Here is a 14,222-nt window from a genome sequence, read left to right on the forward strand (position 1 = left end):
CATGAGCAAGGCGCAGGCCTTTGGATCCTCACTGAATGGAAGCTGGGGTAGGAGGGGATTCGAGAAGCAAGAAGCCTGTTGATGCCGCAGATTGAGATTTTGGGGCTCTCTACTCATCGAATGGCCCACCTCCTTGCCGGTTCTTTATAATTTTATCACATTTTATGTCGAAGGCGCCCTTGGGGTTCAAGGCTGCGCTTTGTCGGCAATCGTCAGTCTCTGCACTTCGATTGACTCGCTGACTGAATCTGAAGCCTATCTTTGTCATCATAACATGCAAGGGAGGTCCGCAGGGTTCTGCAGGCCAACTCCATTGGACCGAATGGCCTCTTAGCGGATCGAATGGGCCAACGGTTCTGGCATGGGAGGCTGCTTCTGATCCGTCGCTGGATCAACCCTCGGGCCAGAGGTTGCCCTGCGGTCTGCGGTTAGAGTTCAAAGTTAGCCCTGCACGGCCTATCTGCAGATGCAACAATCCAGTGACGCAGTGCCGTTGCAGACGCCATCCTCTGACTCCCTTGTCGATGCCTTGCCATCTTCGGGGACAGCTGGAGAAATCGAGAATGATTTCAATGAGACATTGATGCATCTTGTCGGCATCGGCGCATCAGCAGGAGGGCTGGAGGCACTGCAACTGCTTCTGACCAGCCTCGCCCCCGGTGGCAGCGTGGCCTATGTCGTGGCTCAGCACCTGGCCCCCGACCACGGCAGCTTGATGGTCGATCTGCTGGCCCGGGTCACGCCGCTGCAGGTGGTCAAGGCGGTGGATGGGGCCGTGTTTCTCCCCGACACCATCACCGTGTGTCCACCCAATCACGACATCCGCGTGCAGGGGAACCGGGTGGCCCTGGTGGACCCCGAACCGCGCTTCGGTCCCAGCCCCAGCATCGATCGCCTGTTCGAATCGATCGCCGATCATTGGGCCGAGCGCGGCGCTGCCGTGGTGTTGTCGGGCACCGGATCCGACGGGGCCCGCGGTCTGCGGGCCGTTCGTGCCGCCGGCGGCCTCACCATCGCCCAGACCCCCGAGAGCGCCCGCTTCGATGGCATGCCCAGGGCCGCCATCGCCATGGGTGGGGCCGACCTCATCCTCGACCCGGTCGCCATCGGTCAGCACCTCTGTGAGCTGATGCGTTCGGGCGACGACTGGGTGGAGCAAAACCTGCCGAAACCGGAGGCCCTGAATGTCAGCAGCGCCCTGGAGCTGCTCAAGCACAACAGCGGCATCGACTTCAGCCAGTACAAGCACTCCACGCTGCAGCGGCAGCTGTCGCGGCGCATGGCGCTGCGCCAGATGGACACCATGGAGCAGTACCTGCAGCTGCTGACGGCCGACCGCAATGAGTCGTCAGCCCTGGTCCAGAACCTGCTGGTCACCGTCACGTCCTTTTTCCGCGACCCCGAATCCTTCACGGCCCTGGGCGACCTGCTGCGGGCCTATGTGGCCCAGCGCACCCGCCGGGATCGCCTCAGGGTGTGGGTGCCCGGATGTGCCACCGGCGAAGAGGTGTACTCCATCGGCATGCTGATCAGCGAGGTGCTCGACCATCCCCAGGATCTGAGCCATCACCTCAAGATCTTCGGCACCGATCTCGACGAGGAAAGCCTGGGCCTGGCGCGCCGGGCCACCTACCCGGCGTCGACCGTCATGGCGATCCCGGAAGCCCTGCGGGAGCGGTTTGTGGTTCGTCACAACGGCGAGATGCAGATCAGCGAAGCCCTGCGCAACTGCGTCGTGTTCGCCCGTCACAACGTGGGAATGGACCCTCCCTTCCCGCGGCTGGATCTGATCTGCAGCCGCAATACCCTCATCTACTTCACCCCGCCCCTGCAGGACCGGGTGCTGGGCCTGTTTCGTTTCGGCCTGCTGCCCTCCGGTCTGCTGTTCCTGGGGCGGACCGAATCGCTCGGCAGCCGCACCCAGGGCTTCGGTGTGGCCAATGCCGAGCACCGCATCTTCTATCGCACCGCCGAGAACCAGCCCAGCCGCCACTCCATCTTCACCCAGCCGGCCCAGCGCCCCCCCCAGATGTTCAGCCCGGTGGGCCGCATCTCGATCCTGCGGGAAACCGTGGTGGAGGAGCACGTCGCCACCCTGGAAGCCCTGGTGCGCAGCACGTTTCCCCCCTGCGTGGTGCTCGATGAAGCCCACGAACTTGTAGAAGTGATCGGCGATGTCAGCCCCTACTGCCGGCTGCCGGAGGGCCGGATCTCCAGTGCCGCCACCACCTTTCTGCTGCCGGATCTGCAGGCCGAAGCCCGCGCCCTGCTGCTGATCGTTCGGGCCGATGGCCAACCGGTGCGCAGCCGGGTGCTGCACCTGCCCGCCTTCGGCCTGCGCCTGCAGCTGGAGGCCCGGCCCCTGGAAGTGAACGAGCGGCTGCTGACGCTGCTGAGCTTTCTGCCTGAGCCGGCCGATGGACCGGAACCCGCCAGCAGTGGCGAGCCCGTCACCCGGGCACCGGACTTCGACCAGCAGATCGCCAGGCTGGAGAAGGAGCTGCTCGCCAGCCACGACACCCTGCGGCGCTCGATGGCCGACCTGGAGGGGGCCAACGAAGAACTGGAAGCTTCCGCCGAGGAGCTGCAGGCCTCCTCCGAGGAACTGCAGTCGTCGAATGAGGAGCTGGAATCCTCCAACGAGGAGCTGCAGGCCACCAACGACGAACTGGGCACCCTCAATCAGCAGCTGCGGGCCAAGACGGAGGACCTGCAGGAGCTCAGCTCCGATCTCGAGAACATTCAGCGGTCCCTGAACCAGGGGATGGTGATCGTCGACCGGGAGCTGCGGATCACCCGCTACACGCCGCTGGCGGTGCGCGTCTTCGCCCTGGTGGAGGGGGACATCGGCCAGCCCCTGCTGGGGATCCCCACCACGGTGGCCCTTCCTGGCCTGCGGTCGGCCCTGGGGGAGGTGCTGGCCGGCGCCTCCCGGCGCAGCATCGAGGCGGTGAACGAGGAGATCGCCTACCTGGCCCAGGTGCTGCCCTACCAGGAAAAGGAGGGGCAGCGCCGCGGGGCCATCGTCACACTCACCGACGTGTCGGAACTGCAGGCCCTGCGCATGGCCGCTGAGGCCTCCCTGGATTCCTTCTCCAGCCTCACCGATGCCCTCGACGAAGCGGTCTGGAAAAGGGACGACACCCTGCACCGCCTCCTCTACGCCAGCAAGCGCATCCTGCCCCTGACGGGCTGGACCCCGGCCGAGCTGTTCGCCCATTCGGAACTGCTCGATGACGCCATCGATCCGGCCGACCGCGAGCGGGTCTGGGCCAGCCGCAACCTGAGACAGGGTGGCTGGTCGGTGGAATACCGGATCATCCGCCGCGATGGCCAGCGCCGCTGGGTGAAGGAAAACGCCCGGGTGCTCACTGAAGCCATGGATCGCTACGTGGTCGGCACCCTGGCCGACGTGACGGAGCAGCGCCAGATCGGGAAGCATGGCCAGGACCTGAGCGTTCTCTTCGAGACCCTGATCCGCAGCACCAGCTTCGCCCTGGCGGTGTTCGACGCCGAGCAGCGGGTGGTGATGGTCAATGGCAGCCTCTGCGAACGCCTCGGCTTCGACCGGGCCAGCCTGGTGGGCTCGCCGGCGTCCCTCTTCTGCGCTCTGCCGGAGGCGGTGTGGGCGGACTCGGTCAGCGACGTCGCCACCGCGGAGCCGGTGATGCGCAGCGAGCGCCTCAGCCTGCGGCACCGGGATGGCCGAACGCTGCAGGCAGCGGCCGAACTCTGGCGCCTGCCGTCATCGGTGGGGATCGGGGCCCTGCTGGTGGTGCTGCCGTCGTCTCAACCCTGATCGGGCTGCAGCAGGGCCCTGAGGCGGCGGGCTAGGGCCTCCAGCGGATCGCCCTCGGGCGGACAGCTGCTGCGCAGCCCCGTGGCCCCATCCATCCAGACCGGGTGGCTTCCGTGCCACAGCAGCGGTTGATCGTCCCTGTGGCACCAGGCGAGGGTGAGGTTGAGCGCCTCGCCGCTGCTGTAGATCTCCAGCTCCAGATCTTCCGCCGGCAGCCGCTCGCCCTCGGGCGTGCGGGCCTCCAGGCGCAGGCAGAGGTCGAGGCTGTGGTGCGTCTCGGCGTCCGCCTCGGCTGCCGAGACGCCGTGGCTGGGCGACACCACGGCATGGCGCAGGGGCTTGCGGCAGAGGTCGGCCGCTGCCGCCACCAACCGGCTCAGGTCTGTGTTGGCGCTGCCGATCGAAGACTCAGGCGACGGCATCGATCGCCATCAGCTCCAGCAGGAGCGGGCCGGCCCGGAAGCCTGGATTGGCGGTGCCGTCGTCGCCGAACTTGGAATGCAGGATCTGCAGCCGGGTGATGCGCGCGGCGTCGAACCGCAGCGGCAAGCCGAGGGGCAGGGCCTCGATCGGCTTGGCACGGATGGAGGGACGCAGCTGATCGAACGGAATCCGCAGCCGGCAGGGGCCATCGGCGGCGGTGGCGAAGTTGGCCACCCAGCGCACCCCGCCGGGAATCAGTTCGGTGAGGCCCGCCACCCCATCGGCGCAGGCGACGGCCAGCTTGTAGTGGCGGCCATCCCCCTGCAGCTCCAGTTCGAAGGCGGCCTGATCGGAAAGATCCAGGGGCGGGGAGAACACCGGCGAGCGGCAGCTGACGAAGCCACCGCCCTGCTCCACCACCTCCGCCTCCAGCCGCAGCCCACGGCTGCTGACCGTGCAGACGCCGCTGCTGCGGCCGCCCATCACGGTGTCGTTGAGGGCATGCCAGCCGCTGAAACCATCGCCACTCACCACCTGCATAGTCGCTTCAGCGGGGGGGAAGGTCGGCGGCGGCGGCGGCATCGGCGAGGATCACCACCTCGGAGGCTGGCCGCACCAAGCGGGCGGGGGTGCGCTCGGCGGGCTCACTGGGATCCAGCAGCCGGGCGAGCGCCTGGCGTTTGCCGGCGCCGCTGACCAGAAAGATCACCCGACGGGCGGCCGAGAGCACCGGCGCGGTGAGGGTGATGCGGGGCAGCCCCTTGCCCTCGCCGATGGTGACGGCGCGGTCGACCACTCCGGGGGCCGCCGTGCCGGGAAACAGGGAGGCCGTATGGCCGTCGTCGCCCAGGCCCAGCAGGATGACATCAAAGCGGGGCAGCAGGCCGGGACAGAGCAGCGCCAGTTCCTCGGCATAGGCCACGGCGCTGGCCTCCGGATCGGGCCGGTCGGTGGGCACCGGATGGAACCGGGCCCGGCTGGCTGGCGGCTGGGCCAGCAGCGTTTCGCGCAGCATGCGGGCATTGCTGGAGGGGTCGTCGGCCGGCACCCAGCGCTCGTCTCCCAGGAGCACATCGACACGCTCCCAGGGCAGGTGCTCGCCTCCCAGACGGCCATAGGCCGCCCGGGGGGTTTCGCCACCGGCCAGGGCAATCTGGGCCCGGTCCCGCTCGGCCAGGGCCAGGTCGATGCCGGCGGCGATCTGTTCGACCGCCTGGCGGGCCAGCTCCCCGGGGCTGGCGGCAACGATCAGGTGATAACGGGTGCTGGGTTCGGTCAATCGAGCCATTCGGTATGGAACGCGCCGGGGCGGTCCGTGCGTTCATAAGTATGGGAGCCGAAGCAGTCCCGCATCGCCTGCACCAGGTTCTGGGGCAGACGGCCGCTGCGGTAGCTGTCGATGTAATCGAGGGTGCTGCTCAGGCAGGGCACGGGGATGCCAGCCAGGGCCGCCCCCGCCACCACCTGGCGCAGGCCGTCCAGGCGTTGGTTGACCTGGGCGGCGAACCAGGGATCCAGCATCAGGTTGGGCAGGGAGGGGTTGGCGCCATAGGCGTCCTGGATGCGTTGCAGCAGCCGGGCCCGGATGATGCAGCCCCCCTTCCAGATCTGGCCGATGGCCGAGAAGTCGAGGTTGTAATCGTGGAGTTTGGAGGCCTCCTGCAGCAGGGCCATGCCCTGGCCATAGCTGGCGATGCAGGCCAGGATGCAGGCATCCCGCAGCGGCGCCATGCCGGTGGCCGGCTCCCCCAGGGGGAAGCTGTAGGGGGCGGGGCCGTGCAGCACCGATTCGGCCGCCATTCGCTCACTGCGCAGGGAGCTCAGCACCCGGGCGTTGAGGGCGGCGTAGATGGTGGGCACGGGCACTCCCATCTCCAGGGCGCTGACCACGGTCCACAGGCCGGTGCCCTTCTGGCCGGCGGCATCGACGATCAGCTCCACCAGATCGCCACCGCTTTCGGGATCCTTGGTGCGCAGGCACACCTCGGTGATCTCCACCAGGAAGGAGGCGAGCTCTTCGGTCTGGTTCCAGCCCCCCAGCACGTCGGCCATGGCGTCGCCATCGAGGCCGCCGATGCGCTTCATCAGGTCGTAGGCCTCGGCCAGGATCTGCTCGATGCCGTACTCAATGCCGTTGTGGACGGTCTTGACGAAGTGTCCGGCGCCGCCTGGGCCGATGTAGGTGACGCAGGGGCCGTCCTCCACCTGGGCGGCCATCTTGGTCACCAGGCTCTCAATGGCGTCATAGGCCGCCTTGGTACCGCCGGGCATCATGCTCGGCCCCTCCAGGGCCCCCTTGGCGCCGCCGGAGACCCCCATGCCGATGTAGCCGAAGCTGTTGCTCTCCAGCTCCTTGACGCGCCGCTCGGTGTCGGTGAAGAGGGAGTTGCCGCCATCGATCAGCAGGTCACCTTCCTCGAGCAGGGGCGAGATGCTGGCGATGGTGGCGTCCACCGGATCGCCCGCCTTGACCATCATCAGGATGCGGCGGGGCCGCTCCAGCGCACCCACGAACTCCTCCAGGGTGGCGGCCCCCACGATGTCCTTGCCGGCACCGCGTCCGGCCAGGAAGTCCTCGGTCTTGGCGTAGGTCCGGTTGTAGACAACGCTCGAGAACCCGTTTCTCTCGGCATTGAGGACCAGATTCTCACCCATCACGCCTAGGCCGATGAGTCCGAAATGCGCCTTGCCCATAGGACCGAGGTCTCCTTGATTCGTTGGCAGTGTGGCCAGCGGTCGGCGCCTCGTCGGTGTCCTGGGGAGGGATGTCAGCAACTGCTGGCCCAGCCCTCCCCTTCACGCGCGGTTCAGATGACCGTGCCGTCGGCGATGGTGCCGTTTTTGACCACCACCACGATGCCGTTGCGGATGTAGAAGTTGAGCTCAGGTCGGTCGGCCTCCTCCACCCGATCCTTGTTGACGATGGTGACGTCGCGGCCGATGCGCACGTTCTTGTCAAGGATGGCCCCCTTGACTGTGGTGCCCCGGCCCACGCCGATCGGTGTGCCGCCCCGCTCGTGCAGCACCAGTCGCTCCTCCGAGGACTCGAAGAAGTCGGCGCCCATCACCAGGGTGTCCTGGAGCACCACCTCATCTTCGACGCGGGAGCGAACCCCCAGGACGCAGTGGTGGATGCTGCAGGCCTTCAGCAGGGAGCCTTCCCCGATGATCGACTGGGTGACCTGGGCGTCCTGCAGCTTGCTGGGGGGCAGGTAGCGGGGCCGGGTGTAAATCGGGAACTTCTCGTCGTAGAACGAAAAGGCCGGGTTGGGTTGCTCGGTGAGGGCCAGGTTGGCCTCGTAGAACGCCCCGATCGTGCCGATGTCCTCCCAGTAGTCGTCGAAGAGGAAGGTCTGCAGATGGTCCCCTTCCCGCAGGGAGGTGGGGATGATCTCCTTGCCGAAATCGGTGGACTCCGGATTGCTGGCCAGCAGGTTGAACAGGGTGTTGCGGTTGAAGACGTAGATCCCCATCGACGCCAGGAAGGGTCGTTTGACCGCTTCTTCGGCGGACAGACCCAGGCTTTCGGTGTTGACCCGCATCGCCTCCAGAGCGTCCCCCTTGGGCTTCTCGCTGAACTCCAGGATGCGGCCGTCGGAGGATGTCCGCATCAGGCCGAAGCCCTCGGCCTGGGCCCCATCCACCGGCAGGGCACCGACGGTCAGGTCGGCGCCGCAATCGATGTGGTGCTGGACGAACTTGCTGTAGTCCATCCGGTAGAGCTGGTCACCGGAGAGAATCAGGTAGTGGTCCACATCCCACTCCTGGAACAGCCACTGGTACTTGCGAACCGCATCGGCGGTGCCCTCAAACCAGCTGGGGCTGTCGGGGGTCTGCTGAGCGGCGAGCACCTCCACGAACCCCTGGCCGAAACCGGCGGAGAGGTTGTAGCTCATCGTCAGGTGACGGTTGAGCGAAGCGCTGTTGAACTGGGTCAAGACGTAGATCTTGTTGATCTCCGAGTTGATGCAGTTGCTGATGGGAATATCGATCAGGCGGTACTTGCCCGCGAGGGGCACGGCGGGCTTGGCCCGCATCTTGGTGAGGGGATAAAGGCGTGTTCCCGCCCCGCCTCCCAGAATGATGGCCAGAACGCGTTTCATGAGCCCAGTCCTCGGTCCTTGGCTGGCCAGACCGTACTGGAGCGTGGTGATGCGGAGCGCGGCGCGGCGGCAACTCGGTTCATGTTCCGTTGCAGTGGATTGTTGGGGCGGAGGCTCAGGCCTCCGGTGGGTCGTCGTGAAGCTCGAAGAGGTCGCGCAGGACCCCCATGGAGGCCAGTCGCTGCTGGCGGGGCTGGGGGGCCCGCAGCTTGGTGACCGGGGTGTGCAGGATCTTGTTGATGATCCCCTTGCTGAGGGCTTCAACCACCTTCCTCTCCCGGGCGGAGAGGTCGGGGCCCATGCGGCTCAGGGCCTTCTGGAGCTCCTGCTCCCGGATGTCCTCCAGCTGCAGGCGCAACCGGTTGACCAGGGGGACCGCCTCGAGGCCGTCCCACCACTCCAGGAACAGGCGCGATTCCTCGGCCAGCAGCCCCTCGGCCTCGGCGGCCATCTCCCGGCGGGCCTCCTGGTTGCGGGCGACCACCTCCTGGAGATCGTCGACATCGAAACTGTCGACACCCGGCAGGTCGGCCGCATCCGCACCGATGTTGCGGGGCACACCGATATCGATGAGCATCAGGCTGGAACGGCGGTTCAGTCCCTCCAGCCGGCGGGCCGTGATGATCGGCTCTTCGGCGCCAGTGCTGGTGAACACCAGCGAGCAGGTGCTCAGGCAGTGGTCGAGGTCGTCCAGGGGACGGCACTGCACCGGCAGGGCTGGGAAATCAGCCGCCAGAGCCTCGGCCCTGGAGACGGTGCGGTTGAGCACCACCACGCCCCGGCAGCCCTTGGCCTGGAGGTGCTGCAGCAGCAGGCGGGCCATGCGGCCCGCCCCCACCACCGCCACCTGTTCCTGGTCGAGGGGAACCAGTTCGTCCCGGCCACGGGCCTGGCCCACCTTGAGCTGGGCCAGCTCCACGGCCGCCGAGCTGATCGACACCGCACCGGTGCCCAGGTTGGTTTCGGTGCGCACCCGCTTACCGGTGCTCACCGCCTGGTTGAGCAGGCGGTTGAGAATCGGCCCCACGGAGCGGTGCTCCTGGCCCAGGCGCACCATCTTCTTAACCTGGGAAAGGATCTGACCCTCCCCCAGCACCAGGCTGTCGAGGCCGGCGGCCACCCGCAGCAGGTGGCCCACCGCCTCCTCATGGTGGTAGGTGAACAGGTGGGGACGCAACTCCTCCACCGCCAGCCCGGACTGCTGGCTGAGGAAGTCGCCGACGGCGCTGATGCCCCGTTCGGGATGGCGCAGGAGGGTGTAGATCTCCAGCCGGTTGCAGGTGCTCAGGATCGAGGCCTCGATCACCTGTTCATCCGCCCGCAGCCGCTGGAGGGAATCCTCCATGGTCTGCTCGGGGATACTCAGGCGCTCGCGGATTTCCACCGGAGCCGTGCGATGGCTCAGACCGACGACGGCGATGTGCATGCAGGCGGGCTCCGAGGTCCGGGCTCTGGGGGATTCAGCGCAGGGCGATGCTCTTGGCGCCCTCCTTGATGTGCACCGTATCGGTGAAGCGGGCGCTGCGGTCAAGGGAGCTGATGATCAGGCTGCTGGTGCGGGTGCAGTCGGGCTCGAACACGACGCCCTTGAACAGCAGGCCGGGGGTGATGCCGCTGCCGGCGAAGACGACGTTCTCACCGGAGGCCAGCTCCTCGGCTTCGTAGACCTTGTCGACGTCGGTGATGCCCATCTCGTTGAGGCGGGCGATGTTGCCCTCCTTGGTGTAGTCGGCCCACTCGGTGGTCTGGGCGACAGCGGGGTCATAGACCAGCTGGCCCTGGAAGTGGCCGCCGAGGCAACGCAGGGCGGCGGCGGAGATGACGCCCTCGGGGGCGGCGCCGATGCCCATCAGGCAATGGGTGCCGGTGCCAGCGAAGCCGCAGGCGATGGCGGCCTGCACGTCGCCGTCACTGATCGGCTTGACCCGGGCGCCGGTGGCGCGGATTTCGGCGATCAGGCCCTTGTGGCGGGCACGGTCCATCACCACGATCACCAGATCGCTGGCGGGCATGCCCAGGCACTCGCTCAGGATGGCGATGTTCTCGGTGGCACTCTTGCGGATGTCCACCTTGCCCTTGGCGGCCGGCGGTGCGGCCAGCTTCTTCATGTAGAAGTCGGGCGCATAGAAAAGGCCACCGCGGTCGCTGGCGGCCAGCACGGCCATCGAGCCGTCCTGGGCGTTGGCACAGAGGTTGGTGCCTTCGCAGGGATCGACGGCGAAATCGACGCCGGGGCCTGTGCCGCTGCCGACTTCCTCGCCGATGTAGAGCATCGGGGCTTCATCCCGTTCGCCCTCACCGATGACGATGCGGCCCTGCATGGCGATGCTGCCCATGCGGTGGCGCATCGCCTCCACGGCAGCGGCATCGGCTTCGTCCTTCTTGCCGAGCCCTGTCAGGCGGGCAGAGGCGATGGCGGCCTGCTCGACGACTTCGAGCAGTTCCTGGATGAGAGTGCGATCCACAACGGTCCGGCGGGGGGGAGGGCCTCAACGAGGGGCCGGTACGCCGGAGGCGGACCGCAAGCAAAGCGGGGAAAGATCCAGCCGCTGCAAGGCCTCTCGGAGTCGAAGCGGGGCCATCGTATCAGCGCGCCCGGGAGCCCCTCGGGAGTCCCAAGGTGGGCCGCTCCTTACAATCCCTTCATTCTTCCGCTGCGGTGGCCGTCCATGAGCACCAAGCCCCTGGTGATCTCCCCGTCGATCCTCTCCGCCGACTTCTCCCGCCTCGGTGACGACGTCCGCGCCGTCGATGCCGCCGGTGCTGACTGGATCCATGTGGACGTGATGGACGGCCGCTTCGTGCCGAACATCACCATCGGCCCACTGATTGTCGAGGCGCTGCGGCCGGTGACGACCAAGCCCCTCGATGTGCACCTGATGATCGTCGAGCCCGAGAGATACGTGGCTGATTTCGCCAAGGCGGGCGCCGACATCATCAGCGTCCAGGTGGAAGCCTGCCCCCACCTGCATCGCAACCTGAGCCAGATCAAGGACCTCGGCAAGATGGCCGGTGCCGTGCTCAACCCCAGCACCCCGCTCGACACCCTCGAGTACTGCCTTGAGCTCTGCGATCTGGTGCTGATCATGAGCGTCAACCCCGGATTCGGCGGCCAGAGCTTCATTCCCTCCCAGGTGGAAAAGATCCGCCAGCTACGCCGCCTCTGCGACGAGCGCGGCCTCGATCCCTGGATCGAAGTTGACGGTGGCGTCAAGGGCAGCAACGCCTGGCAGGTGATCGAGGCGGGCGCCAACGCGATCGTCAGCGGCTCGGGCGTCTTCGGCCACGCCGACTACGCCGAAGCCATCACCGGCATCCGCAACAGCCGCCGTCCCGAACCGGCCCTGGTCTGAAGTCGCCTGCTTGGCAACGGGGCCCATGCCTCAGGGCGAGGGCCTCACCAAGGCGCTCGGTCCATAAAAGCGAGGCAACGGGTAGGGAAGGGGTCCGAAGCGGGAGAAAGCCAGCCGCAGCGCCGGTCGTCCGGCGCGATGGATCTCAACGGTGCCCAGGGACTCGACGGGCCCCATCCAGGGCCCCCAGGAGGTTGGAACCACAGGCTGACCTGGCTCCTCAATCCCGAAGATCACGCCGCTGGTTCCCTGGAAGCCGTCGGCAGGCTGCCACCAGGCAAACCCTCGGGCATCAGGGTTGAAGGTGGTGAACGCCGCCCTGTGCCCGCGGCCCAAGGCCAGGGACAGGAAGCCCGGCAGGTCATAGCGGTTGGCGGCAATCAGCTGGGCCTCCTGGAGCGCCTGCCACAGGGCGGGGTGACGTTGCAGATCCCGGCGCAGGCTGTCAGGCGGCATCAGCTGCGTCGACGTGTCCAGCCCGACAGGCAGCCAGTGGTCGAACACCCCCCAGCGCACCTGGGTCGCCAGGGTGAGCAGCAACGGCGGCAGGACCAGGGCCGTGCCCCACCCCCCCGCCAAGAGCCAAGGCCGCAGCCTGGGCCGTTTCAGCCCAGCGAGCCAGTCAGCGGCGAGGGGCAGCAGCAGCCACCAGGCCGGCACCAGCCAGCTCGCGAGCACATGCATCCGCCCGGTCAGAGCCACGAACACCACCAATTGGGGCAGCACCAGCCAACGCAGGAGCTGCCTGGAACCGGCGGCATCGTCCGGTCCCGATCGGGGCAGCAGGGCCAGCAACAGGACGACCCCGAGCGTGGGGAAGAGCAGCACCAACTGGGACAGAAGGAACAGGGGGGGAGAGGCCAGCGAATAACTGGCCCCTGCATCGATCCGGCCGCCCTGGAAGAGAAAGGAAACCCAGCCATGCTTCACGTTCCAGAGCCACAGAGGCGTTGACACGATCAGCCAGACCAGCCATCCCAGTGCTGGCCAGGGACTTCGGTAGAGGCTGCGTCGGTGGGGAGAGCCCAGACACCAGCCCAGCAGCGACAGCAGAACCAGAAAGGAGTGGTACTTCCCCAGGGTGACGAGGCCCAGAAGCAGGCCGAGCCCCACGGCCTCGCCCGCTGTGCCCGGAATCACCTTCGGGTGTCGGGACAGCCACCAGAGGAGTGCGGCCAGGGCCAGCAGCAAGGGGCTGTCCGGCAGCAGCAGGACGCCTCCGCACAGCAGAAGCACTGGGCAGAGACTGCCCAGGAGGGCACACAGCACAGCCGCGCGCTGGCCGAACCAGCGTTCTGTCGCTCCGGCCAGAAAGGCGAGCGCGATTGTGTAGCTCAGCAGGGATGGCACCCTCAGGGCGAGGATCGATCCCCCCAGCCGCTGGCCGGCCCAGGCCCAGAGCCCCACAGCAACGGGATGGTCGAAATAGCTCAGGGCCGGATGCTGCCCGTAAAAGCTGTAGTAGGCCTCGTCGTAGCCGGGCGGCAGGATGGCGGAGAGTGCCAGTCTCAAGGCCAGTCCTGCCAGTAGAACCAGGGGGATCCGCAACCGTGGTGCAAGGAACCCTCGACACCAAGCTGGCAGTGTCCTAGTCACCAAGGAACCAGCCATAGCTGTGCAGGCCGATGCCAAGCAGGTTGACCCCGATGTAGCAGACCGCGATCACCACCAGACCTGCGGAGGCCACGATCGCCGGCCGCCGCCCCTGCCAGCCACGGATCAGCCGGGTGTGCAGGTAGGCCGCATAGACCAGCCAGCAGATCAGGGCCCAGGTCTCCTTGGGATCCCAGCTCCACCAGCTGCCCCAGGCCTCATTCGCCCAGACCGCGCCGCTCACCAGACCCACCGACAACAACAGGAAGCCCACCGTGATCGTGCGGTAGCTGAGGCTGTCGAGCTGTTCGCTGATGCGGAAGCTGCTGCTGCTTAGGGCCATGGCGCCAGGTCCGTCGCTGGCCAGCTGGGCCTGGCGGAAACCGCCGCTGCCGATCGAGCTGCCGCGCAACTCCAGATCCTGGTTGCGGTCGACGAACAACACAGCGACCGACAGCAGGGAGCCCACCAGCAGGGCGGCGTAGCTGACCATGATGACGCTGACGTGCATCACCAGCCAGCTGGAGCGCAACGCCGGCACCAAGGGAGAGGCCTCCTGGAGGCGATCGGGGAGGGCGAAGCTGGCGAAGGCCACGCAACCCAGCCCCATGGGGGTGGCCGCCGCCGCCACCAGGGGGTTGGGCCAGCTGCGTTCTACCAACAGCTGGGTGAGGGTGCAGGCCCAGGCCAGGAAACAGAGCGACTCGTAGAGGTTGCTGATCGGGAAGTGGCCCGACTCCCACCAACGCAGCACCAACTGGGCCGTCAGGCAGAGGTTGGCAGAGGCCACCAACATCCTCACCACCGGGTTGCTGCGGCCGCCGCTGACGGACCAGAAGGCGATGGGCAAGACCAGCAGCAGCAGGGCGAAGGCGGCGAGACCAAGACCGATGACCGGATCGTTCACCAGGGTGCGGTTCGAAACCAAACCACTCTGCCGTGTCGTCCGTC

General features: G+C 67.1%; 11 protein-coding genes. 2 read left to right on the forward strand and 9 right to left on the reverse strand.

Annotation, left to right across the window (positions count from 1 at the left end; genetic code table 11):
• Positions 1–583 precede the first annotated feature (583 nt).
• On the forward strand, positions 584–3,799 hold the full coding sequence (locus KBY95_RS02835; RefSeq protein ID WP_254963160.1) for a chemotaxis protein CheB: 3,216 nt from the start codon (positions 584–586) through the stop codon (positions 3,797–3,799).
• Here the strand turns inward: KBY95_RS02835 and KBY95_RS02840 are convergent.
• From KBY95_RS02840 to glpX, 7 genes are all read right to left on the reverse strand, one after another.
• A complete protein-coding gene (locus KBY95_RS02840; RefSeq protein WP_254963162.1) occupies positions 3,790–4,221 on the reverse strand; it encodes a hypothetical protein in 432 nt (143 codons plus the stop codon). The genes KBY95_RS02835 and KBY95_RS02840 overlap by 10 nt on opposite strands.
• Entirely contained in the window at positions 4,208–4,804 is a 597-nt protein-coding gene (locus tag KBY95_RS02845) for a CIA30 family protein (protein WP_396122666.1), read from the reverse strand. The genes KBY95_RS02840 and KBY95_RS02845 overlap by 14 nt, the downstream gene beginning before the upstream one ends.
• Positions 4,770–5,510 carry a 6-phosphogluconolactonase gene (gene pgl / locus KBY95_RS02850; protein ID WP_254963163.1) on the reverse strand — a complete coding sequence of 247 codons (741 nt, stop codon included), beginning with the start codon at positions 5,508–5,510 and terminating at the stop codon, positions 4,770–4,772. Before pgl ends, KBY95_RS02845 begins: the two co-directional genes overlap by 35 nt.
• A complete protein-coding gene (gndA, locus tag KBY95_RS02855; RefSeq protein ID WP_254963165.1) occupies positions 5,498–6,916 on the reverse strand; it encodes an NADP-dependent phosphogluconate dehydrogenase in 1,419 nt (472 codons plus the stop codon). The genes pgl and gndA overlap by 13 nt, the downstream gene beginning before the upstream one ends.
• 113 nt (positions 6,917–7,029) lie before the next feature.
• Positions 7,030–8,325 (reverse strand): glucose-1-phosphate adenylyltransferase, encoded by a 1,296-nt coding sequence (locus KBY95_RS02860; protein WP_254963167.1) that lies wholly within the window; start codon positions 8,323–8,325, stop codon positions 7,030–7,032.
• 115 nt (positions 8,326–8,440) lie between these two features.
• Positions 8,441–9,751: a glutamyl-tRNA reductase gene (locus KBY95_RS02865; protein ID WP_254963169.1), complete on the reverse strand. Its 1,311-nt coding sequence runs from the start codon at positions 9,749–9,751 to the stop codon at positions 8,441–8,443.
• A 34-nt stretch (positions 9,752–9,785) separates the two neighbouring features.
• Positions 9,786–10,790, reverse strand: coding sequence for a class II fructose-bisphosphatase (glpX, locus tag KBY95_RS02870; protein ID WP_254963170.1), 1,005 nt, complete (start codon positions 10,788–10,790; stop codon positions 9,786–9,788).
• Between the two features lie 204 nt (positions 10,791–10,994).
• Between glpX and rpe the strand changes: the two genes are divergently transcribed.
• A complete protein-coding gene (gene rpe / locus KBY95_RS02875; protein ID WP_216908574.1) occupies positions 10,995–11,678 on the forward strand; it encodes a ribulose-phosphate 3-epimerase in 684 nt (227 codons plus the stop codon).
• Between the two features lie 30 nt (positions 11,679–11,708).
• Here rpe and KBY95_RS02880 read toward each other — a convergent pair whose 3' ends face one another.
• Positions 11,709–13,190: a glycosyltransferase family 39 protein gene (locus KBY95_RS02880; protein WP_254963172.1), complete on the reverse strand. Its 1,482-nt coding sequence runs from the start codon at positions 13,188–13,190 to the stop codon at positions 11,709–11,711.
• Positions 13,191–13,266: 76 nt separating this feature from the next.
• Positions 13,267–14,178: a c-type cytochrome biogenesis protein CcsB gene (ccsB, locus tag KBY95_RS02885; protein WP_254950785.1), complete on the reverse strand. Its 912-nt coding sequence runs from the start codon at positions 14,176–14,178 to the stop codon at positions 13,267–13,269.
• Positions 14,179–14,222: the final 44 nt, after the last annotated feature.

It is taken from the genome of Cyanobium sp. Aljojuca 7A6 (genome assembly GCF_024346455.1).
Classification (GTDB): domain Bacteria; phylum Cyanobacteriota; class Cyanobacteriia; order PCC-6307; family Cyanobiaceae; genus Cyanobium.

Coding starts and splice junctions, on each gene's coding strand:
- gndA (WP_254963165.1), bottom strand. CDS start 6,916: ATGGGCAAGGCGCATTTCGGACTCATCGGCCTAGGCGTGATGGGTGAG.
- KBY95_RS02840 (WP_254963162.1), bottom strand. CDS start 4,221: ATGCCGTCGCCTGAGTCTTCGATCGGCAGCGCCAACACAGACCTGAGC.
- KBY95_RS02845 (WP_396122666.1), bottom strand. CDS start 4,804: ATGCCGCCGCCGCCGCCGACCTTCCCCCCCGCTGAAGCGACTATGCAG.
- KBY95_RS02860 (WP_254963167.1), bottom strand. CDS start 8,325: ATGAAACGCGTTCTGGCCATCATTCTGGGAGGCGGGGCGGGAACACGC.
- KBY95_RS02835 (WP_254963160.1), top strand. CDS start 584: ATGCATCTTGTCGGCATCGGCGCATCAGCAGGAGGGCTGGAGGCACTG.
- KBY95_RS02865 (WP_254963169.1), bottom strand. CDS start 9,751: ATGCACATCGCCGTCGTCGGTCTGAGCCATCGCACGGCTCCGGTGGAA.
- rpe (WP_216908574.1), top strand. CDS start 10,995: ATGAGCACCAAGCCCCTGGTGATCTCCCCGTCGATCCTCTCCGCCGAC.
- pgl (WP_254963163.1), bottom strand. CDS start 5,510: ATGGCTCGATTGACCGAACCCAGCACCCGTTATCACCTGATCGTTGCC.